The sequence below is a fragment of the Prochlorococcus marinus str. MIT 1013 genome, assembly GCF_027359395.1.
In the GTDB taxonomy this organism is placed as follows: domain Bacteria; phylum Cyanobacteriota; class Cyanobacteriia; order PCC-6307; family Cyanobiaceae; genus Prochlorococcus_B; species Prochlorococcus_B marinus_E.
Genome location: NZ_CP114778.1, coordinates 1,490,863 through 1,516,880 on the forward strand (window position 1 = coordinate 1,490,863; position 26,018 = coordinate 1,516,880).

The 26,018-nt window shown below is 34.1% G+C and carries 22 protein-coding genes; 12 read left to right on the forward strand and 10 right to left on the reverse strand.

Annotated elements, in window-relative coordinates:
* Nucleotides 1–31 precede the first annotated feature (31 nt).
* A complete protein-coding gene (locus tag O5633_RS08570) occupies nucleotides 32–622 on the forward strand; it encodes a hypothetical protein (RefSeq protein WP_269609237.1) in 591 nt (196 codons plus the stop codon).
* Nucleotides 623–1,126: 504 nt separating this feature from the next.
* Nucleotides 1,127–1,333, forward strand: a complete 207-nt coding sequence (locus O5633_RS08575; RefSeq protein ID WP_269609238.1) for a hypothetical protein — start codon at nucleotides 1,127–1,129, stop codon at nucleotides 1,331–1,333.
* Between the two features lie 55 nt (nucleotides 1,334–1,388).
* On the opposite strand, the gene O5633_RS08580 is transcribed toward O5633_RS08575, so the two are convergent.
* Together O5633_RS08580 and O5633_RS08585 are read right to left on the reverse strand one after the other, a co-directional pair.
* Nucleotides 1,389–1,709, reverse strand: a complete 321-nt coding sequence (locus O5633_RS08580) for a DUF805 domain-containing protein (RefSeq protein ID WP_269609240.1) — start codon at nucleotides 1,707–1,709, stop codon at nucleotides 1,389–1,391.
* Between the two features lie 260 nt (nucleotides 1,710–1,969).
* Nucleotides 1,970–2,848, reverse strand: coding sequence for a hypothetical protein (locus O5633_RS08585; RefSeq protein ID WP_269609241.1), 879 nt, complete (start codon nucleotides 2,846–2,848; stop codon nucleotides 1,970–1,972).
* A gap of 1,299 nt (nucleotides 2,849–4,147) precedes the next feature.
* On the opposite strand from O5633_RS08585, the gene O5633_RS08590 reads away from it, so the two are divergent.
* From O5633_RS08590 to O5633_RS08610, 5 genes are all read left to right on the forward strand, one after another.
* Nucleotides 4,148–5,194, forward strand: a complete 1,047-nt coding sequence (locus O5633_RS08590) for an amino acid ABC transporter substrate-binding protein (RefSeq protein ID WP_269609243.1) — start codon at nucleotides 4,148–4,150, stop codon at nucleotides 5,192–5,194.
* 18 nt (nucleotides 5,195–5,212) lie between these two features.
* The gene (locus O5633_RS08595) at nucleotides 5,213–6,112 is read left to right on the forward strand and encodes an ABC transporter permease subunit (RefSeq protein WP_269609244.1); all 900 of its coding nucleotides are present in this window, start codon (nucleotides 5,213–5,215) and stop codon (nucleotides 6,110–6,112) included.
* 3 nt (nucleotides 6,113–6,115) lie between these two features.
* Nucleotides 6,116–7,150, forward strand: coding sequence for an amino acid ABC transporter permease (locus O5633_RS08600; RefSeq protein ID WP_269609245.1), 1,035 nt, complete (start codon nucleotides 6,116–6,118; stop codon nucleotides 7,148–7,150).
* Nucleotides 7,151–7,156: 6 nt separating this feature from the next.
* Nucleotides 7,157–7,903 carry an amino acid ABC transporter ATP-binding protein gene (locus O5633_RS08605; RefSeq protein WP_269609246.1) on the forward strand — a complete coding sequence of 249 codons (747 nt, stop codon included), beginning with the start codon at nucleotides 7,157–7,159 and terminating at the stop codon, nucleotides 7,901–7,903.
* A gap of 627 nt (nucleotides 7,904–8,530) precedes the next feature.
* Complete coding sequence (locus O5633_RS08610; RefSeq protein WP_269609247.1) at nucleotides 8,531–9,280, forward strand: hypothetical protein; 750 nt, start codon at nucleotides 8,531–8,533, stop codon at nucleotides 9,278–9,280.
* Nucleotides 9,281–9,844: 564 nt separating this feature from the next.
* On the opposite strand, the gene O5633_RS08615 is transcribed toward O5633_RS08610, so the two are convergent.
* From O5633_RS08615 to O5633_RS08625, 3 genes are all read right to left on the reverse strand, one after another.
* A complete protein-coding gene (locus tag O5633_RS08615) occupies nucleotides 9,845–10,240 on the reverse strand; it encodes a hypothetical protein (RefSeq protein ID WP_269609249.1) in 396 nt (131 codons plus the stop codon).
* A 548-nt stretch (nucleotides 10,241–10,788) separates the two neighbouring features.
* A complete protein-coding gene (locus O5633_RS08620; protein WP_269609250.1) occupies nucleotides 10,789–11,028 on the reverse strand; it encodes a hypothetical protein in 240 nt (79 codons plus the stop codon).
* A 461-nt stretch (nucleotides 11,029–11,489) separates the two neighbouring features.
* Nucleotides 11,490–11,807, reverse strand: coding sequence for a hypothetical protein (locus O5633_RS08625; protein WP_269609251.1), 318 nt, complete (start codon nucleotides 11,805–11,807; stop codon nucleotides 11,490–11,492).
* Between the two features lie 436 nt (nucleotides 11,808–12,243).
* Between O5633_RS08625 and O5633_RS08630 the strand changes: the two genes are divergently transcribed.
* From O5633_RS08630 to mrdA, 3 genes are read left to right on the forward strand one after another with little or no spacing between them, the layout of a single operon-like run.
* Complete coding sequence (locus O5633_RS08630; RefSeq protein ID WP_269609252.1) at nucleotides 12,244–12,855, forward strand: hypothetical protein; 612 nt, start codon at nucleotides 12,244–12,246, stop codon at nucleotides 12,853–12,855.
* Between the two features lie 16 nt (nucleotides 12,856–12,871).
* Entirely contained in the window at nucleotides 12,872–13,249 is a 378-nt protein-coding gene (locus O5633_RS08635) for a hypothetical protein (RefSeq protein ID WP_269609253.1), read from the forward strand.
* 19 nt (nucleotides 13,250–13,268) lie between these two features.
* Nucleotides 13,269–15,098 (forward strand): penicillin-binding protein 2, encoded by a 1,830-nt coding sequence (gene mrdA, locus O5633_RS08640; RefSeq protein WP_269609254.1) that lies wholly within the window; start codon nucleotides 13,269–13,271, stop codon nucleotides 15,096–15,098.
* An 8-nt stretch (nucleotides 15,099–15,106) separates the two neighbouring features.
* Here the strand turns inward: mrdA and O5633_RS08645 are convergent, their stop codons facing one another.
* Genes O5633_RS08645 through O5633_RS08655 form a run of 3 tightly spaced genes read right to left on the reverse strand, consistent with a single transcriptional unit; the run spans nucleotide 15,107 to nucleotide 19,311 of the window.
* Nucleotides 15,107–15,631 (reverse strand): NADPH-dependent FMN reductase, encoded by a 525-nt coding sequence (locus tag O5633_RS08645; RefSeq protein WP_269609255.1) that lies wholly within the window; start codon nucleotides 15,629–15,631, stop codon nucleotides 15,107–15,109.
* A gap of 50 nt (nucleotides 15,632–15,681) precedes the next feature.
* A complete protein-coding gene (locus O5633_RS08650) occupies nucleotides 15,682–17,478 on the reverse strand; it encodes a diflavin flavoprotein (RefSeq protein WP_332299683.1) in 1,797 nt (598 codons plus the stop codon).
* A 57-nt stretch (nucleotides 17,479–17,535) separates the two neighbouring features.
* On the reverse strand, nucleotides 17,536–19,311 hold the full coding sequence (locus O5633_RS08655; RefSeq protein WP_269609257.1) for a diflavin flavoprotein: 1,776 nt from the start codon (nucleotides 19,309–19,311) through the stop codon (nucleotides 17,536–17,538).
* A 292-nt stretch (nucleotides 19,312–19,603) separates the two neighbouring features.
* On the opposite strand from O5633_RS08655, the gene alaS reads away from it, so the two are divergent.
* Nucleotides 19,604–22,264: an alanine--tRNA ligase gene (gene alaS / locus O5633_RS08660; protein ID WP_269609258.1), complete on the forward strand. Its 2,661-nt coding sequence runs from the start codon at nucleotides 19,604–19,606 to the stop codon at nucleotides 22,262–22,264.
* A 1-nt stretch (nucleotide 22,265) separates the two neighbouring features.
* Here alaS and speA read toward each other — a convergent pair whose 3' ends face one another.
* Nucleotides 22,266–24,209, reverse strand: a complete 1,944-nt coding sequence (speA, locus tag O5633_RS08665; protein ID WP_269609259.1) for a biosynthetic arginine decarboxylase — start codon at nucleotides 24,207–24,209, stop codon at nucleotides 22,266–22,268.
* A 142-nt stretch (nucleotides 24,210–24,351) separates the two neighbouring features.
* Between speA and ndk the strand changes: the two genes are divergently transcribed.
* Nucleotides 24,352–24,807 (forward strand): nucleoside-diphosphate kinase, encoded by a 456-nt coding sequence (gene ndk / locus O5633_RS08670; RefSeq protein WP_269609260.1) that lies wholly within the window; start codon nucleotides 24,352–24,354, stop codon nucleotides 24,805–24,807.
* A gap of 37 nt (nucleotides 24,808–24,844) precedes the next feature.
* Here the strand turns inward: ndk and thiO are convergent, their stop codons facing one another.
* On the reverse strand, nucleotides 24,845–25,948 hold the full coding sequence (thiO, locus tag O5633_RS08675; protein ID WP_269609261.1) for a glycine oxidase ThiO: 1,104 nt from the start codon (nucleotides 25,946–25,948) through the stop codon (nucleotides 24,845–24,847).
* Between the last annotated feature and the right edge of the window lie 70 nt (nucleotides 25,949–26,018).

Here is a 26,018-nt window from a genome sequence, read left to right on the forward strand (position 1 = left end):
GGGTTTTAATATTTAGAGTTATACCTTTTAAATGTCTCTCGCAATCACTGAGCTTGAGTTGACCGATAATAATATAATTTCAATTCCTACAGATGTCATATCGATGCTCTCTCTATTAATTGTCTTTGCATTAATAGGTTATTTCTTTCATAACTTTATAGAGAAACAAACAAATAAATTTGTACATAAAGTAGACGATAATTCAAATCTTGAATTAGTCAGAGAAAAAATAGACGATCAATTAATTCTTCAGTCAACGATAGTAAATCACGAAAAATTAGAACAACCCAAAATTAAAAGATTAAATTTCTTACCACTATCAAAATTATTAGGGATTGGTAGCTTGGCCGTTGTAGCTATAGGTGGGTCAAATCTTTTAAGGAACCTAAATATTCAAAATTCATATAAAGGATTACACAACAGTCAGGTTAATATCAAGACAGAAAATGAATCGGCAAAATCTTTATTATCAATGGCAAAAATAAAATCATCAAATCAATCTCAAATGAAAATAAAAAAGATCAGTTATGTTGACCCTATATTATCAACTAATAATAGTTCCAAAAACAATAATTTTTACCAGATTAAGGAAATAAAAACAGCAGATTTTTTCTCTTTCTAAGACCTCCTATGAACTAATCACGAGCATTTTTTGCAAAGAAATCTAGCAAATAATTACTAAATCGTTAATGTTTTTGGACTGATTTATGAATATCCGATCTACGATCTATATCAGCTAGGAATGCAACTAAATCACCTGCTTCAAGCTTAACATTTTTCCTCTACATGAGTAACCTTAGCTTCACACTCAACCAATAAGTAAGTCTTTTTTCTGCATAAGTTCAATCGAAAGAGCTTGCTTCAAAAGGCGAAATTGGTCATTTCTAAGTACTAACTTTTTAACGATACTTTCATGACAATGACATTTGACTGATAGAGACAGGAGATAAAAAGATAATGGACTTTTATTTAGACATAATGGGAAAAAGTAGTCTAATAGCTCTACAAATTTTCGATAAAATATTTGAATCATCCCTCTTAGATAAAGAGATAATAAGTTTTCTTGGCCTATACTTGTAGTTAAATAATTTATTTGTTTTATTAGCTTAGAATAATACATGAATTAATGGATTCTGCTAATCACATCCAATCGCTAGTTGATCAAGTAGAAAAAAACTCTGAATATAAGATTAGCGAGCAAGAGGCTAAGGGCTTCTTATCAGAAATAAAACGAATTACACAAGAAGATAAGACAAATATGCCTCCATTGGTTGTGATAATAATGGTTTATATCAACATGCTTTTTCCAGAACTAGATGAAGTGAAGCTCTAAGGCAAAAGCACACAAAATAAAATAAATTTCTCTTTTCAATTTTTGAGATTTTGGTTTATACAATTGGCACAGATGGTCTACACAAAATAATTAAAAACAAAATACCTCCAGCCATTGGAATAAAATTAATAAAAATCCATTGCCAAGATTTACCTATATCTCTAAGACGTCTAATTGACATAGAAATATTGGGGGTGAAAGTGGCAAAGTAATACAAGAGATACAACGCCATGAATGGTTCTGATATGGAACCTAATATGGCTAAAATTAGTGCAACTAGAAATGACGCCAGTACTGCCCACCAATAATCTGGTCTACTAGTCCTACCTTTAAATTCAAAAGCAAGAGTCCAAAATCTTTTATACGCCTCGATCATTATATGGGTTAATAACTTTCAATAAAATTTAGCAATAATAAATATCAAATAAAGCTCGATTTAAATTCAGTAATGAAGAAATACTAAATTCTTTTTCTTTTTCCTTTGCTTTTGGTGATTACTCCCTCAAAAGCAGATACTTACTACTTTGGTGCAAGAGGAGTTTTTCGAATTAGATCTGACTGATGGTGAGATACTTTTTCATTATTGAGACACCTGTAAAACAATGTCTATATTAATTTCGTTAATTAAGCTAGAGATTAATTAGGCACATTCACTGGGATTGGACTACTAATTTTGACTGTTATCTCGTTAGAAGACTCGTCAACACAATCTGATCTATAAGTAAAGGAATCATCGAAAAATGCTTGAGAAGTTGCCGGAGTTGATCGAATATCACTAACTACATTCCTTTTTAAGCTCAAACTTCCTGAGGTACGTCCAAGAGAATCACCTATAACAGCGCCTGTAACTCCTCCTAATACTGCACCTGTAGCAATTGAAGTTGTAGATCCAATAATATCACCAATTACTGCTCCAGTTGAACCTCCTACTATGCCACCAATCCGTCTATTTCTTGCACTGGCAGGTGTGTTTCTATTTTCATTTAAAGATGCCGTAGAAATATGATCCGTTCCCGAGACTGCATCTTTCCCGCGTGAGGTACATTTAGTAGTTGGTCCAGCTTGGTCATGATTAGCCGCAAGACCAGATAAAAGTTCTAGAGAACCTAAAAAACTTTGAGCAGATTTAAAATTAAAAAAACCAATTTCACTAACCCGTCGTTTACCTGAGCCATTAAAATATTTAATTAAAAACCTATAGTCTTCATTTTTTCCAACTAGCAATACACCTCCTCTATTTGAAGCATTAGTTAATGTCCACCCGATAATTCTATCTGAGCTTATTCTTATCCCATTACTAGTCACTATACTTTCACCATTAATTCCAATAATACAAGAAGAATGTCTTCCACAGGTGCCTTCTAATTTTAAAAATTCTTTCGAACCTAAAGCATTTGAGTTGATTGCTGCGGCATGTTTCTCAGCTAAAAATTCAGGATGTATTGTGTGTGCATTAACTACGCTAAATAATTGAAAAGGAAACAAAGCTGAAATCAAAATGTAAAAAGGTTTCATTCCCGGATAACTACTATGTATATATAATATATAACATCTATATCAGCGCCCTACAATTTTTAGGTGAGAAACCTTGTTTGCGTTTATTTCTAAAAAAATACCTTTTGTTTTTTGATAATTGGAATTTCGAATTTACCTTACAAGCACGCCTTCAATACAAAAAGGATTAAGCGACTAAACACTTAAAATAGGAGGTTATTGATCTAACTTCTAAACGAGTTCTTAACAATTGATCAATATATCGATAGTTATTAAAAATTGTTTTGTGAAAATCTATCTCAACTCCCTATCTGCTTGGAAGACAATTACTTACTTTCAGCTAATCCAGACAATGCCGAGGGGGCTCAGTCTAAATACATTCAACAATCCACTAACTGACGGAGTCGCGCATAAAATACGACAATGACATATGAATATTATTAATATGACTAATAAATCTATCAGTTTGTAAGAATTAAAAAACGAAAAAATAAAAAACTACAGATTCTAAAAAAGAAAAATTCTTTCCAAAAAGAAATCTTTATACATAACATTGAATTCCCCTTCATCTTAGGTATCAAAACCCACTATTGTTAATCGTAAAAATGAGCTGACAGATTTTTTCTAGATATAATATTGATCTAAAGATGGAAAAAGTTAATTAAAGGTATAGAAGTCAAAGGACGAAATAATTTAGTTATCATTAATTTTTTTTAGCCAATAAGGAATAAATGTTTTTTCCTTATTGGCTGAATCATCTAGATACTCAGAAGTAACTTCTAATAAAGCTGCGATGGTTATACGCACACTAGGAAAAGTTAGAGCACAAAGAATAAAAATTAAAAAGATTATCTTCAAAGTATACTAAAAAATATTTATTAATCATACTTCAAATTTATGCAAAATAAATTTCTTATGCTGTTTCGGCTATTGAACTAGGAATTGCTTCCCCAATTGGGTCATACAATCCTGGAAGACATACTCATCTAGAATAATACTTTTATGTCTTTCAAATAAACTGTTCTAAAAGGGTTTAAAGCTTAAATGTTGTAATCGGAGTCAATCAAACTCTTGAAAATTGATTTTATTGACAAAAATTAGTTTAATTTTACTTTGGCTGAAAGAATTGTATAAAAAAGTTAAAAAAATCATGTAAATTGTAAATAAATTTTTAGCATAATCAAACCTTTTCTTTATTCATTATTGAAAATTTTATTTTTAATATCACAACTTTCAATGAAGAAAAAGTAAAAGATTTTCTTTAGTTGTGCAAAAAAACATAAAAAAATAGCGAAGATCAGTCTTAGTTATTTAAAAATTATGCGTCGATTGGTTTCAGGAATACTTGGAATGACAATGCTATTAACTGGCTGTGCGAGTCCTAGTCATGAAAACAGTTCGAGACTTAATCTAATAAAAAAACGAAACGAATTGATATGTGGAGTTAGTGGCAAAATTCCTGGATTTAGTTTTCTTGAGAGTGATGGTAGTTATCAAGGATTAGATATAGACATATGCAAAGCATTTGCTGCTGCAATAATAGGAGATTCAAAAAAAGTCCAATATAGACCTCTTACTGCTGCAGAAAGATTTACAGCTATTAAAACTGGTGATATTGATTTATTATCACGAAATACCACTTTTACTCTAAGTAGAGATTCATCAGGAGGAAATGGACTGACATTTGCCCCAGTCGTTTTTCATGATGGTCAGGGATTAATGGTCAAGAAAGATAGTGGAATAAATAGTCTTGAAGGACTTGCAAATAAATCTATCTGCGTAGGCTCAGGTACAACTACTGAGCAAAATATTAATGATGCATTTGAGAGTGCTTCGCTCCCTTATACTCCAATAAAATATCAAGATCTAAATCAAGTAGTTGCAGGATACTTGCAGGGTCGTTGTTCAGCTATGACTTCTGATCGTTCACAGTTAGCAGCAGCTAGATCAGGTTTTAAAAATCCAAAACTCCATATTATTCTCGAAGATGTACTCAGTAAGGAGCCACTGGCTCCAGCCTCTGATGGCCAAGACCAGAAGCTGGCCGATGTCATGAGATGGGTCGTTTTTGCTTTGATTTCAGCAGAAGAACAAGGAATAACAAAATCAAATATTGATGAAAAAGTTCAACTTGCAAATAGTAATCCTCAATTAAAACCATTAAGAAGATTTCTAGGTATTGACGGCGGACTAGGAGAAAAACTTGGACTTAGCAATGATTTTGTAGTGAAGGTAATTAGAACAACAGGAAATTATGGAGAGATTTACAATAGACATCTTGGACAAAAGAGCGATGTACCTATCCCAAGGGGGTTAAATGAGCTATATAACAAAGGAGGAGTACATATTTCTCCACCATTTAACTAAAAAATTAATAAATTTAGGATGAAGAGAAGCAAAAAAATATTGGTACAATTTGGAATTTGTTTTTTCGTTTTTAGTCTGGTTGGACTATTGATTAATAATCTAATAATTAATCTTATTAGAACTGATATTGGTTTTGATTTTAGTTGGCTTTTCAAGCCAGCCAGTTTTGCTTTGGCTGAGCATCCTTTACCCTATTCATCTTCAGATAACTATGCTTGGGCATTATTTATTGGTTGGCTCAATAGTCTCAAAGTAATAGTCTCATCATTAATACTAGCTACTATCTTGGGGACATTAATAGGTTTCGCGAGAACAGGTAAAAATGCTTTACTAGGTCTAATTTCAGCTGGTTATATAACCATAATTCGACAAACCCCTCTTTTGCTTCAACTTATGTTTTGGTATTTTATTGGATTTTTAGGTTTAAAAGATAATACATTTATCCATATAAAAAATATACTTAAAATTTCAAATCAAGGAATAGAGTTATCAGGGTTAACATTATCCTCAGAATTTTCAGCATTATTATTTGGTCTAAGTATATTTACAAGTGCTTATATAGCTGAAGTCATTCGTGGAGGAATCATGTCTGTACCAAAAGGACAATGGGAGGCTTTTAGAAGTTTAGGACTTTCTGAAAATAAAGGTCTTCTAAGTATAATAATTCCACAGGCATTGCCAGCAATTTTACCAGGGTTAACAAGTCAATATTTGAACCTTGCTAAAAATAGTACTTTAGCTATAGCAGTAGGATATTCAGATATTTACGCAATCAATGATACTATAATCAATCAAACAGGAAGAGCTATTGAGTGTTTTATTATACTACTAACTAGTTTTTTATTATTAAATCTATTGATATGTAATAGTATGGAAATAATTAATAAAATAAGCATTAACTCAAGAACATATAATTAATTCATGACTAATATAAGTTTAAATTCAATTATCATTTTCTTTCATAAAATAAGGAAAGATTTATTTTCTAATGTCTTCAATACTTTCATGAGTTTAGTTCTCATATTGAGCATTAGTTTAGTATTTTTAAATACTTTTGAATGGCTTATTTTTGACGCTAATTGGAAAGTAGTAGGATCAAATCTTCATTTATTCGCATTTGGTAGTTTTCCATCTGATGAACAATGGAGACCTGCTATTTGGATTATTAGTCTTCTAGGCATCAGTATCGTTACTCTTTTTGGCCCTAAGTGGAAATGGCTACGTCAAAATCTCTTAATAGCGTGGATAAGCACTATACCTCTTGGCCTTTATTTACTATATGGTGGTTTTGGCTTAACACCTATAATGAGTAGGCATTGGGGTGGATTAACATTAACTATTCTTCTTACTACTTTTAGTTCATTATTATCTCTGCCATTGGGCATAGTTCTAGCATTGTGTCGTAATGGTTCATTGCCATTAATTAAAAAGCTAAGTTCAGTCTATATAGATGTCATGAGAGCAATTCCTCTTATTTCAGTCCTGTTCTTTGGTCAACTACTAATCCCTTTATTTCTTCCAGTAGGAATAGAAATTGATCGTGTTTGGAGAGCTATTTTTGCTTTCACCCTATTTGTCTCTGCCTACATAGCGGAAGACATTCGTGGTGGCTTGCAATCAATCCCTAAAACTCAAATAGATGCAGCCAATAGTCTTGGCCTTAATCAATACCAAATAATTCAACTTATACTAATTCCTCAAGCCTTACGCATTGCATTACCAGCACTTACTAATCAATCTATCGGACTTTTTCAGAATACATCTTTAATGGCCATCTTAGGATTAGTGGAATTACTAGGCGTTGGAAGAAGTATTCTCGCTAATCCGGAATTTATTGGTCAATATATTGAAGTTTATGTTTGGCTCGCATGTGTGTATTGGTTGGTTTGTACAATTATGGCTATTCTAGCAAGACATCTTGAACAAAGAATAACAATTAATTCGGGAAATTTTTGATAGTTTATGGAACCGATTGTTATTGCTAAAAATCTAACCAAGTCTTATACAAAAGGGTTGCTAGCTCTTGATAATGTTTCTCTTACAGTAAATCAAGGTAAAGTCCTTGTAGTTATGGGACCTTCAGGATCAGGCAAAAGTACTTTGATTCGTACTTTCAATGGTCTTGAAACTTTTGATAAAGGAGAAGTCAATGTTTTAGGAATTAAAATAGATCCTAATCATAATGAACGAAAAATCCAAAAAATAAGAAAAAGAGTAGGAATGGTTTTTCAACAATTCAATTTATTTCCTCACCTTTCCATCCTTGAAAATATCACTCTCGCTCCAGTACATGTACAAAAACGTCGTCAAATTGAAGCTGAAGAATATGGTATGTATCTTTTGAGCCAAATGGGAATAGATTCACATGCAACAAAATATCCATGTCAACTTAGTGGTGGAGAACAACAACGAGTAGCAATTGCTAGAGCACTAGCCTTAAAGCCTGAATTACTTTTATTTGATGAACCGACTAGCGCTCTAGATCCAGAGCGAATCAACGAAGTCCTTGATGCAATGAGAAGACTTGCCAAGCAAGGAATGACAATGATTGTAGTAACTCATGAAATTGGTTTTGCTAAAGAAGTAAGTGATCAGGTTTTGTTTATGGACTCAGGGAGAGTTATAGAAACAACTACGCCAGATGTTTTCTTCTCTCATGCAAGTCATGAGAGAAGTAGAAAATTTTTAAACCAGCTTGATAAGTCCTAGCTATAGCCAATCATTATTCATCTTTGGCAGACATTATAAAAAATAATTCGCATACAACAAGAAGTAACTATCTTTTCACAGTTCGCTAAACGATTGGATCAAAAAAATCCTTGGTTCTTATTATTGATAAAATGTTTTATTGTCTCAGAAAGGTGAATGGGTTTTCATAGAAATATTATTTAAAGATCAACTCTTCATTCCCAATTGGGAGGAGGTTAATAATGAAAGTTGAAGTTTCTTGTTTCGTTTATCTATAAAGGGAACCTTTTTAATTCCATTAAGAAAGACCCCCTGCAAAAAAGTGGCATTGAGGGTCTTCCTGAATCACAGAACTAATGTGTGAGGAGTTGTTCTGTTATTTTCTTTTTAATTCGACCAATAGAAGAAAATCAATAGAAAAAGTACCTATTTTTTGTATTCCAAAGATAGGACAATAACTAATAGATCATTTGATAGATAATCAAAGTATTAAAAATAAAGGAAAAGACCTCACGAAAATATTCTTTTTTTATGATTCTCACGCCTTTTCCGCTGCTTGGTCGAACTTTGCATTAAAAACCAGCAAATTAAATATGGCGAGAGTGCGAAAAAGGCGTGATCATTTCAATAAGATATAGTTCAGATTCAATGTCATTTGAAGTTACTTACAACGGGGATATTCAATACATTAAGGTCTTCTATTCAACTGAAAAGACGAGAGCGGGCAAATATTATGGCGAGTTCTATAAAAAAATGGATGCACTTGCGAGTGACATAAAACGCTTGAAACAGGAACTTGATGAAGATAGTGCAAAGGCAGCGAAGATTGCTAAAGATGCTGCTAACAAGGCACTTTCTGAGAGATTTGGTTCGCTCCGATATGTTATTGATGATCGTCACTGGGACGAAGACATGGTCATCAGCAAAATTCTTGATGACAGAAAAGGAGAAATGTTGGCACTAGCTCAGAAAACTTTTAATAATGAAGTTCTTCTTGAAGAGGATGGGGCAGAGGAATATCAGATTCACTTGGATGAAGGACTGATAGAAGTTGATGGCGAGGGTATCGAGACATCTGTGTTGGAATTTTTTGATTCTGATGAATACCACGAAGAGAATGAAGCAAAACTAGAAAAATTGGAAAAACTTGATTGGTTTATTATCTGGTCAAAAACAGAGGCAGGAGAGTTTAAAACTGAGGGTGGACAGCACAATGGAAATTTTTTATCAAAGGAACTAAACATGGAAAATTGTTTGCTCACCTATAGAAATTTACCTCTTGTTGTTCCCTCAAACGGTACGGATGTCTTTAGTAATGAACTTGAAATCCATTTTGGAGATGAAACTAGAGCATCTCTTGAGATGAGGGACGGTAAAATAACATCCTCATTAAATTGATACTCAACTAATCCTGACTACTTGCATTAAGAAATACATCCTGTTTCATTGGTGTTTTGCGGGCCTATTTTCGTTTATGGACGTATATAAGGAGTTGTTCTGTATTCCTTTAATTGCCACTAGAAGATTGAAGCATTGCTATTAATATCTGGTGATTCGCATATTTAAGAAAACTCTCATCTAGGAATACATTTTCGCGACTTTATATTGCTGAGGTGATATTAATGAAGAGATCCCCGAGAGTTATGAAGTCAAAGTTCATTGGTTTTAGGAAAAAAATAAATAAATTTAAATATAAGAGATATTGAAGACAGGAAACTTGTGCAAGTTGACTTAGAAATAAAATTAGCAAAGAAATTAAAAATTTTGATTTAATGCAAGGTAAGATGGTATTCATTGCTAACAACTTTGATTTTCTTCAATCTTTATTTATTGGAAATCTAGAGAAGCCAATTGATTTTAAATTAAAAAGAATCTTTAAGATTTAGATAATTAATATGTTGTTAAATATGATTCAATAGATCAAAAATGACAAATTTTTTAGTCATTTTTTTGCTCTTAGATTTAATGACTAAAAGCACAAACCTGATCTATTACGCCCAAGATAAGTTTGTCTCCATTTGGATGTTTCCACTTTAAATCTTTATTTTGGAATTCATTAAATTTATTGGCACCTACTACAACATCTCTGAAGGTGCCTTCCGAACATTTGATATCCATAGTATAAAGAATATCTTTTGTAATTTTACTAGTGCTTTTGGGGATAAATTTACTCAACACTCTTATGGAGCCATCTGAATTTTTCTGAATATTGTTCTTGTCCCATAATTGTTCTCCATATTTACTTTTTGGTACTCCTACCCATTCGGGTGATATAGCATCCATTGGTTTAAGTGGAATAAAAATAATTAATAGCGTTAAAAAATTAAGACAAATATTTTTAATTGAATTGATCTTCATTTTAGAGAAGTAGTTGCTTTGACCAATGCTACTTAACTCAAGCAACATTCTTACTATTTAATGCTCGATTAATTCCCATACATTGGTGATTAGTTCTGTTCAAGTTTCGATAAGACTCTCTAAATCTATCCTTCTGCTGTTTTTCATAAGAGGGGGATTCTTTCAAAAGTAAAATACGAAAGTTGACTCGTTGAGTCATAACATCAGGAAAATTTGAGACTTAGAATCTCATTGAAGAATAAAACAATATTTCTTGTTGATGAAATCAACAATCTTTAGGGGTTAGGGAGTGACTGTTGAACGGCTTAAATAAAACTCTCTTCATTAATGAAAGCCATAAAGTGAATTGATCTAAGATAATACTCAAGTTTTTGATGGATTAGAACTATTGAGTGATAAGAAAGTTAGAACATATTAATTATGTTTTTAAATTTGCTTAGCGTTTAGAAGTGTTAGCAAAAAAGCAAAGTGATTTCAATTGTACAAATCACTTTGCTTGATTAAATGAGTTAAATGGATAAAGGATCCTTTTACCTTTTCAGTATTTATTACTTACCGCCATTGCAGAAGCGGACAGCACTTGAGGAACTTTTACCAAGGGCTCGAACTTCTTCAACACAATCATTGAAAACTGTTGCTTCTTTTTTCACTGTACAAAGACTAAACGCAATAGCTGCAAGAGCAACTGCAGAAACCACGTTGGAAGTTAATTGAATAATTCCATAGGCAAACATCGCTTTACCTTTGTTGCCGCATTTCTTTTTTTCTTTGTTAATTTCCTCAGTCATTTAATTTAATTTAATTTTCAATATGTTAATTGATTTTTAAAAAATTTTTCTTGAAAATTGTCTAGAAAACCGTTCTTATTACTTTATTCCTGTTTTGGACAACAACAGGAATAAAAAACCTCCCCTGTTACGCATAAGTCAGTTTTATCGAGACCATTATCAAGTATTTCCTTGTTTCCAGCGCTGAGAATCTCACTACTCACAAATTAGAATTATTCCTGGGTGGCAATACTTTAAGTGGAAGCAGAGTAGTTTCTTGATTGTTATGCGTACAAATTCGCTCAATTAATTATTTAAAAGCACCCTTCTTACAAGAAGTTGGGTGCTCTTTTTAACAGAACTATTGTGTGAGGAGTTGTCCTGTTAGTTTATTTTTACTCCTATGTGGACTTTTTGTCACTATTAAAAAACAAAATGACTTAGATGAAGAAGTTCATTTGATTTTAAGTCCAATAGACAGATTAGTTTTCTGCGTTTTCAAACTGTTTTGCTAATCTAAACCCTTTTCGGATAATTAAATAAACTCCATATAAACCAGCAATTAAAGGAAGCACAATTAAAGGGTTTGGACTGTAGTTGGAATAATCTTTTACACCATCAATATATTCGATGCCTGAACATTTGAAGAATAGAAAACTTGTGAAAATAATCCCCCACCCAATTATTGAGAATATTCCTCCTTTTCTATCACCTTCATAAAACCTATCTAAACCCCATCCCCAACCGATAGCAAGGATAATTCCCCTTGCGATAGCATTTTTTTCTTGCTTGCGGAGCATTGTAATTTTTTTAATTTGTTCGCAATGAACATAACTGAATTATTGATGTATTGCCAAACCTATTAAAAAAAGATACTTATTCCTGTAAGAATTAGGATGTATTCTTTAATATTTTAATAAATTAATTTATGGCAAGAAGTGAGGGAGTATTCGAAACGAGATTACAAATATGGAGAACCAGATAAGACTTTATGAGAAAACAATTATCTATTTTCATTTTTTTTAATAGAAGAAGATTAAAATTCTTTTAATTCCAGAATCAAATTGCTCTGTTTGATATTAATCAATTTTGCTTTAGAAATGATTTCAATATTTGATACAAGTCCAATATTTTTTAGAAGTCAGATCAACTTGGACATTGTTTAGTGGGGTAATTCAATGAAGGGGTGGTCTAGTTCAAAAAAAAAAGATAACTTGGTTCAATAGCTGAATACTTTTGACAGTTGCACAACAGACTGATGTAAGGTTGAATCGACGCCTTCAGAAAGATAGTATAACTATCTCAGGAAAGGTTATTTATATTAATCCTTTTTTATATTGGCGACGTTTTGATAGCAATACTGATAGATGGTTGAGAGAGCCTGGGCAGTTAAGTGAAGAGCAGATAAACCTCAATAGAGCACGGTTTTATCCTGAAGTTGATTGGACTTTTCTAAAAGATGAAGAGCGATTGATAAAAGATGCTGCAGTGGAAATGTTTTTGAAAACGCTTGAATTAATAGGCACTTTTAACCCTACTCTTACTGCAGGACAACTGTTAGAAGTCGAGAGAAAAATGGCAGTAACTAAGAAAAAATCTTTTGAACGTTGGGTCGAAAAATCTTTTAGAAAAAAAATTAATCAAGCTTCAAGAGAACGTAACAGATTTGCTAGAGAGCGTTTGGTACGAGGTTGGCGAGAATGGTTAACACTTGAAACGACTCATCAAGCTTTTCTCCCATTCGCAACAATAATTGTGATGTCAATTTTTGGTGGTTGGTCTATAGGGATTTCAAATAATAGTTGTACTCCTTACTTTTCCTCGTCAGAAACAAGTATTCTTAAGTAGCTTTTGTTAAGCCATTATGGCTAAAGATCACTTAAGGGATTTGCATTTATTTGCAATGGAGTCTGCCTTGCCTTTTGGTATGGGTATTGTAAATAATGCTAAGGCTGGTGGATTGCAAAAAATAATGGATATATTGAAATCAAAAGATCCATTCTCAGAATTCCAGGTTGACGGTGAAACCTCTGCAAAGAAAGTCAGGGATAAGATTGATCAAATCATTCCTGGCTTAGGTCATCCAGTTGTTTCAGTTGAGGTTACTGTTGAAAACAGTTATCCTGATTATGAAAGTAATGATAACAATTCTTTAGTCTCAACTTTACATAGAATTGATAGCCAACTAGATGAATTGAGACAGTATTTAAGTAATGACTCAGAAAGTATAGAAAATGAATAGATATTGTTGAATTGTAGACATGCTTAAAAGGGAAAAATTACACTTAAGTTCCAAAAAGCATGTAGGTGCTTTCAATCAACCCTTAGTTTTCTTTTTGTTTATTTGTTTGATTTTTTCAGTAACAGGTGCTCGTCTTTTTTGGATACAAATAATTAATGGTTCCTACTATAAAAAACTTTCAGAGGAAAATAGAATTAAGCTTATTAGCAATCCACCAATAAGAGGACGATTATTAGATCGTAATGGTGTAGTTCTAGCAGATAATAAATTATTTTATTCTTTATCCATTCAACCTCGACTTTTAACCAAGAGTGAATGGATTGATCTGAGAAAAAACTTATCTGACTTATTAAATATTTCTACTACTCAATTAGAGATTGCATTTAATAAAAGTCATTCAGATACTCCTTATAAAAAAGTGTTAATCACTAATTTATCGGAAGAGCAAGTAGTTAAGTTTAAAGAACAAGAGATAAACTTGTATGGTGCACAAATAGATATTGATTTAGTCAGACATTATCCTTTTAAGTCGTTAGCTGCGCATGCTTTGGGTTATACACAGTTGATCACTCAACAAGAGTTTTCTCAGCTTTCAGATAAAGGGTATAAATTATCTGATCGAATTGGAAGAAAAGGTATAGAAGCTGCTTTTGAATCCGAATTGAGAGGTAAGTGGGGAGGTGAAATGCTTGAGATTGATTCAATAGGTACGGTTCAACGAAGTCTAGGGTTAAAGTTGCCAAAAGCTGGCAAGGATATCAAATTAACTCTTGATCTAAAGCTACAACGTACTGCAGAAAAAGTTTTATCTGACAAAGTTGGTGGAGCAATAGTAGCGCTGGATCCACGTACAGGTGCAATTAGAGCAATTGCTAGTCAACCGACTTTTGATCTAAATTTTTTTTCTGAGCCTTTTACAAGAAATCAATATGACAACTTATTATTGTCATCAAAGCGACCTCTTCTGAGTAGAGCATTGAATGCATACGATCCAGGTAGTACATGGAAGCCTGTAACAGCTATTGCGGGTATGGAAAGCGGTAAATTTCCTGCGAGTCGGAAATTAAATACAGTTCCTTGTATTACATATGGGAGTCATTGCTTTCCAGAATATAATAAAAGAGGATTTGGTTGGATTAAATACGAAGATGCATTTAGAGTATCTAGTAATACTTTTTTTTATCAAGTTGGGGTTGGGGTTGGATCACAGGCTTTATATGATGCAGCAATCAAACTAGGCTTCGATAATTATACAGGTATAGAAACTTTTATTGAAGAAAATAAAGGGTTAGTAGGGAATAAGAAATGGGCTGATGCAGGCCGTGGGTGGAGTAAGTCTGGAGAAACTCCTTGGATAGTAGAGGATATGGCTAGTGCATCTATTGGTCAATCCGTAGTTCTGGTTACTCCATTGCAATTAGCACGAGCATATGCAGTTTTTGCAAATGGTGGTTATTTGATTACTCCTCATTTATTTAATGGAAACAGAGATTGGAGATCAGAACAATACTTACAAAAAGTAGACCTTCAAGAAACTACACTCAATACAATTCGACGTGGACTGAGAAAAGTAGTAACGAGTGGTACTGCTATAGGAATGAATGTAGACAGCTCTATTTTTCCTCCAGTTGCTGGTAAAACTGGAACAGCTGAAGATAGTAGTGGAGGTGCTGACCATGCATGGTTTGTTGGCTTTGCACCTTATGACTCAGGAGAAATAGTCATTGTTGCATTTGCTCAGAACACTCCTGGTGGTGGTTCAGTACATGCTCTACCTATGGCAAAAAAAATATTGCAGACTTGGTATGAGCAAACATCTGATAATGAGTTAACTAGCAGTAAAGATTAGATATTGAATCAATTAGAATGATTTAGTTTTAGTAGTTGACTTATAATTGCGTTGATTGATTTATCCTCAGCTATTTTTGATTTATTCGTAGCTAATTGACGACCTAAGACTAAAGATCCAAGATGAGTTAATTGAATGCGCATCGAAAGTAATAACTCCATACATCCTCCTCCTGAAAAACTTGCAATTGCAATTGGACGTTCGTTAAATAAACTACGAAAATCTGTTCCTTGCACAGACAGCCAAGCTATTGCATTTGTAAGAATTGGAGGAATTGAGCCGTTATATTCAGGCGCGCAAATGACCCAGTGTGAGTGACTCTCCATTTGAGTATTGATCGACTTAAGATTTTCTGGTGCTTTATCTTTTGAATTATGACGTGGATTAAATATAGGTAAATCATTTTTTGACTCTGTCAAATCAAGTAATTCGCATGAGTAATTTAGTTCCTTGCCTGCGACTAGAAATCTTTTGGCTAGTTTGAGATTTTCACCATTACTAGCAGCTATAACAAGAAGCTTTTTATTAGACATTGTGAATCAAAAAGGAAGTGTGAATGGATGATGTCGTTTTTGTAATGGATCTAGTAGCTCGCTCCGGTTTTTCGATGATGAACTGCTGTTACTCCATCTTTTTTAATGACTTTTCCATGTTTAATCTCAGCATATATCAGCCAATGATCCCCACACTCCATTCGTTGACTAACTGTACCCTCCAGCCACGCTAAAGCTTCGTTTAATAATGGCTGATTGCTTGGACTTAATTTAATCTCTAGATCGGTAAATCTATTATCTCCAGGTTTGAATGATTGGAGAAATTGTTTAAGGAGGCTTTGGTGATTGTTTTGCTCTAAAATGTTTAGAGCAAAGTTATCTCCTGTATGAAGTAAGTTTTCTACAGCTCTTTCTTTAGCGACTGCAATCGTAATACCAGGAGGAGAAAAGCTTGCTTGACTAACCCAACTTGCAACCATAGCTCCGCTAATCAGATTATTTTCATCTCCTTTTTGAGCAGTCAATATACATAGTGATCCGACGACTCTTCCTAGTGCATTAATTGTTGGATCACTTTTACTTGTATTTAAACCTACATTAGCCTTTCTTTGTTGACGTAATTTTGCATTAATTAATTGCTTACCAAATTGGATACCTGTTTCTTCAAGTTTTTTAATCATTAAAGGATCAGGACTAAATTTGATTTTGATGGGTTCGAATCCAAATTTAAAGCCTCCATCTTTTAATTTTTTTTCAAGTAAATCAAGAGCTTCCCCACTCCATCCATAACTTCCAAATACTCCAGCCGGCTTTCCTCTATCTCCCTCAGCCAAAAGCGAGCCAAGTGCTGAAACAATCGGTGTGGGTGCATGTCCTCCTAATGTTGGTGATCCAATTAAATATCCATCTGCTTTACGAATTTCAATGACTAAGCTATCTGATGCGGTGAATTCACAATTAATAATCTTAACTTTGACCCCTGTTTTACTAATTCCTCTAGCAATGGCATCAGCAATAGCAGCAGTATTTCCATATGCACTTGCAAATAATAGAGCAACTCTTAAGTTGCTGTATTTTTGGCTTTCTCCCCAGCTTTGGTAGTTGTTTAATAAACTCCTCCAACTACCGCTGATTGCAGGTCCATGTCCAGGTACTATCGTATCAATCTCAAAGTCTTCAAATTTTTCGATAATACTATTGACTTGTGTAGACATTGGTGCCATTAGACAATCGAAGTAATGTCTTCTCTCTTCTTCCGTGCTACTACTGTTTAATTCAGCCCATTTTTCTTCATAAACATGCGCACCAAATAATTTATCACTCATCAATAAACCAGTTTGCTTTTCAAAAACAATTAGTCCACCAGGCCAACGAGCTGTTGGCGCGGGAATGAAAATAACCTCAAAATTACTTTCGAGTGAAAGAGTTTCTAATTGTTTAATGATTTGTATATTTGGAAGAACTTCAACTGTCTCCAATGCTTCTTTAGGATTTGTATTTTGCGAGGGTTTTCGTAAATTCCAAATCTCTTTGAATAATTTTGCACCTGGATTAGAACAAATAATAGTTAAATTTTTATATTTCATATTCATTCTTTTCACAAAAGCTACTTTATTGGGATTGATATGACCCATGACTAACTTAATTGCAGACGAATCATTGCTAATTAATGTCTCAAACTCGTCTAAAAATTCTTTTTCAAATGTTAAACCAGGAGGGTGAATTAAAATATAATCTTGTGATTTAGAATGTTCATCTTGAGAAGACTTAAATAAAAAAGAATTAGTGCAACTACCTTTTTCAAGAGAATATTCAACTTCAAATCTTGTTCTTTTTGGGTTTAGGCTTCTTAAGCAAATGAAGTTCTCCTCAACGGGAATCTGAATGGTTTTTTTTTATGAAAGTATTTAAATTTGGCGAAGAAATATTTTCTACTGTCATTATTAATAATTACTACCAACTCTTCTGTGATGAACTGCTGTTTTACTTTGAGTATTAGATAAATTACCTTTTTCAACTGATGAATAAATAATCCAATGATCTGTTGTCTCCATTCTTTGAATAACTTTACATGAAAGGAACGCTAACGCATCAGATAGAACTGGTCCTCCAGCTGCGAGATCATTCATTAATTCAATTCCTTCAAATCGATTAGCACCTGGTGGAAAACGTTTTAAAAAGTGTCTGAAGAGGTGCAAATAGTTATTTTCTTGAAGGATATTGAGAACAAAACGATCATTGACTTGTAATAGTGATTCAATGGCTCTATCTTTAGCCACAGCTACGGTTATTCCAGGGGGTTCAAAACTTGCTTGACTAACCCAACTTGCAACCATCGCACCGTCTCGACTGTCCGAGCCTTCACTATCTTTCGCTGTAACAATGTAGAGTCCACCGCTTAAGCAACCAAGTGCTTTATTTAAGTCTCCATCAAGGCTTTTAGTAGCAGCTAAATTTTTCTTTCTAGTAAGAATTTGACCTAAATCTGTACCAGCTTCTTCAAATTGTTGATAAACACTTTTGTTTGGTTCGTCACGAACTCGAAGTGGTTTAAAAGCTTCTTTTTGTCCAAGCTTTCTTAATTGGTTGGTAATAAAGTCAATAGGCTCTTCATTTCCACCATAGGAGTCATAAGTCGCTACCCACTGCTTTTGTTTTAAGGATGCAAGTAAGGTTCCAATATTGCTTTGTAATTCTGAATCAGATTTGATGGGCCAAGTTGGTACAACAACTGCACTGGCGTCACTAATTAAAGCACTTAACTCTTGAGTGTCTGAAGCAATAAGATCGACTAATTGGACTGGAGCATTTGCCTTGCCTATGCCATGAGCAATTGCTTGACTAAGCCGATCACAAAAGCCATATTGGCTGAGATAGCAAACCACAGCGTAATTTTCTCCTGTACTTCTTTGCTTACTCCATTCTCTGTAATGATTCAGCCATAACTGCGTATTAAAATTAAGAATTGGTCCATGTCCAACACCAATAGTATTGATAGTTGGCAATGCATCAATTTTTTTTAATGCCTGAACTACGCTGCGGGCATTAGGACCCATGAGGCAGTCATAATAAAATCGAAAATCTTCATTTAATGAGCTTGGATTTTCGTCATACAATTTTTCTGAGCAATAATGTAAACCAAACGCATCACAAGTATATAAAACTTGTGTACCGTGATCAAAAGAAAAAATAGTATCGGGCCAGTGTAGATTTGGTGCACTAATAAATTCAATTTTATGCTCGATTCCGCTGATTGAATTAATTTCTAAATTGAGTTCTTCTCCACTTTTGACTGCTCGTGACCTAAAAGGTTGATGAATTTGATCTTCTAGGAATTTTATAGCTACTTTAGATGCGACGATTTCAATATTTGGATTTAATTCAATTAAGTATTTTATGAGTCCTGAATGATCCGGCTCCGTATGACTGACTATTAAATAATCAATTTCTGTTGGATTGATTTGTTGTCTTAGCTTTTCAAACCAAATATCTTTAAACTTTAAATGACTTGTATCTATAAGAGCAGTTTTTTTGCCTCTTATTAAAAAACTATTATATGTTGTCCCATTTCGAAGGCCAAATTCAATATCAAACCTGCTTCGATCCCAATCCAATGACCTTAAAGTGTGTGTATCTGCAGCAATTTGTTCATATTGCAGTGAAAGCTTTGGAGTATCACTTTTCTGATTTTCTAAAGCTGTCGATTCAGTAAAAATCATGTTCCTAAAGCCATTAATTAGAGGAAGCCTGAAGGTTGCAATAAATCAGGTAGCTAAGTGAAAATACCTAGTTCATTTCCAAATATAATAGGATATTGGGGTTTGTAAGTGTGATACTGCTTCCCGTAAATAGTATTTGTTTGCAATAAGCAAGCTTGTCGAATGATTTTTTTGAATATTTTGTCTTTCGAAGTCTCACGGGTTTCCATTTTGGTATTGTTTAGGGTGAGTTGAGCACATTTGAAGTTTTTGTGATTGTTTTCAAAAACCTTTTTAGAGATAATTTTTAGGTATGCAAAAAAATTCTTCCTCCTCAATAAATCCGCCATTCCTTTCGGGAGATGAGATAAGAGAAGCATTTATAAATTTTTTTATCCAACATAATCATAAGAAACTTGCAAGTTCTTCTTTGATTCCAGATGATCCAACAGTTTTATTGACAATTGCGGGTATGTTACCTTTTAAGCCTATTTTCTTAGGATTAAAAGAGTCTTCTACTCCGAGGGCAACATCCAGTCAAAAATGTATAAGAACGAATGATATTGAAAATGTAGGGAAAACTGCGAGGCATCATACTTTTTTTGAGATGCTAGGTAATTTTTCTTTTGGTGACTATTTTAAAAAAGAGGCAATTCAATGGGCCTGGGAATTAACTACTGAGGTTTTTCGACTAAATCCACAGAATATAGTTATTAGTGTTTTTGAAGAAGACTCAGAAGCAGAGAAAATATGGAAAGAGGTTGTAGGGGTTGATGCAAAAAGAATCATTAGAATGGGTGCTTCTGATAATTTTTGGTCATCTGGTGCTACAGGACCTTGTGGTCCATGTTCGGAACTTTATTTTGATTTTAAACCGGAATTAGGAAGTGATGGAATAGATCTTGAAGACGATAGTCGATTTATAGAATTTTATAATTTGGTTTTTATGCAATACAACCGTGACTTAAATGGCAATCTTGAACCATTGGCGAATTGTCATATTGATACAGGAATGGGCTTAGAAAGAATGGCTCAAATCTTGCAAAAAAAATCTAACAATTACGAAACGGATCTTATTTTTCCTCTCATTGAGGCAGCGGCTTTATTAGCTCAAATTACTTATGAAACTACAAATAAAAAAAATAAAACATCATTAAAAATTATTGGAGATCATTGCAGAGCTGTCACTCATTTAATTTGCGATGGTGTAAGTGCTAGTAATCTAGGGCGAGGCTATATACTTCGTCGTCTCATACGGCGTATGATTCGGCATGGTCGACTGGTAGGTATTAATCAGCCGTTTTTACCACAGCTGGCTGAAGTGGCTATTGAGTTGATGAAAAATGCTTATCCTCAATTACTTGAGAAAAAGAAAATTATTCTTAATGAGTTAAAAATAGAAGAATCTCGTTTTCTTGAAACGCTTGAACGGGGAGAGAAACTTTTGGCAGAGATAACAGCTCATGAATGTGATCTTATCTCTGGTTCGCAGGCATTTGAGCTTTATGATACTTATGGTTTTCCTTTGGAATTAACAGAAGAGATCGCGAATGAAAAAGGTATTTCTGTTGATATTAATGGTTTTGAGAGGGAGATGGCAAAGCAACGCAAACGTGCAAAAGATGCTTCTGTCAGTATTGATTTAACTGAAGAAGGTTCAATTGAGAGAGAAATTTCTTTATTTGATGAAACAAAATTTGAGGGCTATGAAAAATTAGAAACCACTGCAACTGTGATAGGCATCTTTAAAAATAATGAATTAGTAAAACAAGCTGTTCAGGGTGATTTAGTCAAGATTATTGTTAATAGAACGCCTTTTTATGCTGAGTCTGGTGGTCAAATCGGAGATAAAGGCTTAATAACGTCTCAAGATCTTGAGGTCTCTATAGAAAATGTTCGAAAAAAGAAGAATATTTTTATTCATTCCGGAATTGTTAACACTGGAGTTCTAAAAGTTAACTCACCTGTTCAGATGAATGTTACTCCATCTTTTCGTCAACGAACTACATCAAATCACACCGCTACACATCTATTGCAATCAGCTTTAAAGTTATCGATTGACTCAAGTGTAAGTCAAAGAGGCTCGTTAGTTTCAAATGATCGATTGAGATTTGATTTTAATGCTCCAAAACCTCTCACAATAAAAGAACTTGAAGATATGGAAGTACGAATAAATCAATGGATTATTGAAGATCATCCAATTCAAATTAAAATAATGCCAATTCAGGAGGCTATGGCTGCTGGTGCTTTGGCAATGTTTGGTGAGAAATATGGCGATGTGGTACGTGTTGTGGATGTTCCAGGTGTTTCTATGGAGTTATGTGGAGGAACCCATGTAACTCGCACGTCACAACTAGGTACGTTTAAGATTATTAATGAGACAGGTATTGCTTCTGGTATCAGACGAATAGAGGCCATAGCTGGTCCATCAGTTTTAGATTATTTTAATGAACGTGATTTGGTAGTTAAGGAGTTAAGTAAATCATTCAAAGTTCAATCATATGAAATTGTTGAGAGAGTCTCATCTCTTCAACAGGAATTGAAAGATAAAACAAAAGAACTTATCAAAGTAAAAAATGAACTCGCTTTGTCAAAGGCATTGTGTTTGGCGAGTTATGCAAAATCTGTTGGTAAAAGTAAATTATTAATTAGACGTTTAGATGGAGTTGACGGGTCTGGATTGCAATCTGCGGCTTCAAGTTTAATAGATCATTTAGGCAAGCATTCTGCTGTTGTTTTTGGAGGCATTCCAAATCAGGAGATCGATACTAAATTAGTTTTTGTTGCTGCATTTTCTCCTGATTTAGTCTCAGATGGTTTACATGCAGGCAAATTTATAAGTGGGGTTGCAAAAATGTGCGGCGGCGGCGGCGGCGGTCGTCCAAATCTCGCCCAAGCTGGTGGTAGTCAACCTCAATCGTTGGATCTAGCTTTAGAAAAAGCTAATGAGGATTTGACTCAACAATTGTCTTGATTTAGCTCTGTAGGTAAGTGCTTTGGCGGAGGCTGGCTTCTACATGCTCTATTAGTTTTTGCGCATCATGGATTTTTAGATGCCCGCCTTGAATAGCTAATTCGCTTGATTTTCGTAATCGCTCTAATAATAATTCTGGATCATGTTCCAAATATTCAAGAACATTTGATTTTGTATTCCCACGAATGACATGCTCAACTTTATATTTCCCTTTTTCTGAAAATCTTATATGGACTGCATTAGTACTCCCAAATAAATTATGTAGATTTCCCATTACTTCTTGATAGGCGCCACCTAAGAAAAGACCAATTAGATATTTTTCGTCTTGATTAAATTCATGAAGAGGTAGCAAATTTTTAATTTTTCCATTATCAATAAATTGGTCAAGCTTTCCATCTGAATCGCATGTTAAATCTGCAAAGTGACCGAGTTTCTTCGGTTCTTTGTTAAGCCGATGGATTGGCATAATTGGAAAAACTTGATCAATGGCCCAAGTGTCTGGAGCCGATCTAAATACGGAAAGATTTGCGTAATACGTTACGGCTAAGCTTTCACTTAATTTCTTTAGTTCTTTAGGTAGAAGTATATTTTTTGGTAACTGATTAACTATTGTTTTTGCACAGGCCCATGTCAACTGCTCAGCTTTTGCACGTTCAACTAAATCTATATAACCGAGTCGAAAAGCCGCTAGTGCATCTGCTTTAAATTTAAGAGAATCATTCCATGCTTCTTGTAGTTTGGCTAAATCTTCTTCTTGCTTAAGTTCTAGAGCATTTAGATGGACTAATGTTTCACGTAAATTTCTTACAGAGAGACATTCTTTTTCATCTTCTTTAGGAATGTCAGAAGGCAACGAATTTTTGCCTAAAATATTGAAGATTAAGATTGAAAAGTGACTAGCAATAGCTCTTCCACTCTCTGTAATTAAAGTGGGTAATGGTATCTTTTTTGATTCACAACATTCTTTAATTGTTGCTACTACATCATTTGCATAATTTTGAAGCGAATAGTTAGTAGATGCTATTGAGGCAGTTTGACTTCCATCGTAATCAATTCCTAAACCACCTCCAACATCTAAGTATCCCATAGGTGCCCCAAGATTAATTAATTCGGCATAAATTTGTCCTGCTTCTTGTAAGGCATCTTTTAAAACACCTATATCGTTAATTTGACTCCCTAGATGAAAATGTAAAAGCTTTAATTCATTGAGAAGATTTGCTTCTTTTAACCTTTTGATTGCTTTCAAAATTTCTGGAATTGAAAGTCCAAATTTCGACTTGTCACCAATCGAGCTTCTCCATCTTCCACTGCTTTGACTTGATAGTTTCGCTCGTATTCCTATGAGTGGAGATGCTCCCAGTAAATTACTAGATTTGATTATAAGATCAACATCACTCGCTTGTTCTATAACTACTATAGGTTGACGTCCAAGCTGACGTGCTAAAATAGCTGTTTCAATATAACGTTTATCTTTATAGCCATTACATATGAGTAAAGCTTTAGGATCTTCTAAGCTTGATAAAGCAATTAGTAACTCTGGTTTGCTTCCAGCTTCTAAGCCAAAATTCCATTTGGAACCACAGGTGATTAATTCTTCAACTACGTGACGCTGTTGATTACATTTGATTGGGAATACACCTTGGTATTTTCCTTGATATTGATAGTCATTAATTGCTTTTTCAAAAGCTTTATGTAAGTTTTTTAAGCAGTCTTCGAGAATATCATCAAATCTTATTAACAGAGGAAATTTTAGTTTTCGACTTTCGAGTTCATCTAAGAGTTCCATCAAATCATGAGATTTATTTTTGGAACCGTTAGGACAAATACTAATATTCCCTTTTTCATTGATTGTGAAATAACCCTTTCCCCATCGATCAATCCCATAGAGGTCTGAGCTGTTTTGGACAGTCCAATAGAGAGATTGATTAGTATTTTTCACAGTCATTTATGCGATAACAAAGTGGCCAAGTTTTGATCATTCACGATTAATACAATTAAATCTAAGAACAGTTTTATTAAGTGTCATGTTTTACTTGCCAAGAGGGTAGTTTTAGGAAGACTATGGCTTCATATTATTCAATATCGCAATGACTTTGGAAAGAACCTTTGTTGCTATCAAGCCAGATGGTGTGCAAAGAGGTTTAATTGCTGAGATTCTTGGTCGTTTTGAAACGAAAGGATTTAAATTAGTAGGTCTAAAGCAACTAACCCCAAGCAAAGAACTTGCTGAAAAACACTACGGTGTTCACAAAGATCGTCCTTTCTTTTCAGGTTTAGTTGATTTCATAACAAGTGGGCCTGTTGTCGCGATGGTTTGGGAGGGTGAAGGTGTTATTGCAAGTGCAAGAAAATTGATTGGAGCAACAAAGCCTCTTGAGGCTGAACCGGGAACTATTAGAGGTGATTTAGCTGTGAACATTGGTCGTAATGTCATTCATGGTTCTGATGGTTCTGACACAGCAGCTTTTGAAATCGATCTATGGTTTCAGGAAAATGAACTTGTTGATTGGACACCATCAGATCAATCATGGAGAGTTGAATAAATTATTGTTGAACTCCACAATCTGTTTTGAGTGGTTTTTAAAATCTATCCCATCTGAATTGGGACAAAAAACTACTTTCCTCATTACTTAAAGTGGTCGAGCAAATTGATTTTCCAATTAATTCTGCAGTTATTGCCGCCAATAGAACTCCATTGCGATGATGCCCAGTAGCAAGCCAGAGCCCATTAATTGATGACATTCCAAGTAAAGGTCCTTCGTCGGGTGTGCATGGACGAAAACCCCACCATCTCTCCATATGAGGTAGTTGATTAAGTTCAGGAATAAGAGATTGAATTCCTTTTTGTAGCTCGCTTTGTCCTTTTGGAGTAAGTCCTTTATGGAAGCCTGCCTCACGCTCACTAGTTGCCCCTACGATTATCAGACCGTCATCTCTTGGAACTAAGTAAATGCCAGGGCCAAAAATAATTCTTTTTAGAATCTGTTTAGGTCCCTGAATAGATAACATCTGGCCTTTAACAGGAAAAATAGGGAGTGTTTTGAAAATTTGTTTGCTCCAGGCTCCGCAGCAGAGAACTGCCTCTTCGCTTTTTAAATGATTTATATTTCCATTAATGTCTTTAATTTTGACTCCATTAAATTTATTTGAATCTTTCATTATTTCAATCACTTCAACTCCTTCTTGAAAGTGAACACCTAATTCAACACAAGCTTTTTCAAGTGCTCTCATTAATAGTCTTCGATTGTCGATTTGACCGTCTTGCCTAAAAAGTAAACCTAATTTCCATTTTTCTGACAGTCCTGGAACTTCTTGAAGTAGCTCATTCCTGTTTAGCTTTTCACCAAATTTATATGTTGGGTAGGACTCACAGTCTTTGATTCTTTCAAATGGAACAACAATCCCACAAGTTTTCAGACCACATGACATTTTGCTATTGGTCTCAATGCTTTCTATCCAACTCGGGTGGCTTTGAAGACTACTTTGACCAAGATTTAATAGATTGCCTTGAAGCCCTTCAGCGTGGGGGGCTAGCATTCCTGCAGCAACAAAACCTGCTGCTTCACTTCTGCTTCTACTTAAAATTTCTACGCGTTTCCCTTTTTGAGCAAGTTCATGGGCGATTGCAAGACCCATTAATCCTCCTCCGAGGATTAACAATGGTTTTTCATTTAAGACACCCATTGCTTGAATTGGGAAAATGTTATTTTCAATGTTTTAGATTACGTTAGCTTCCATGACTGAGCTTTTCTTT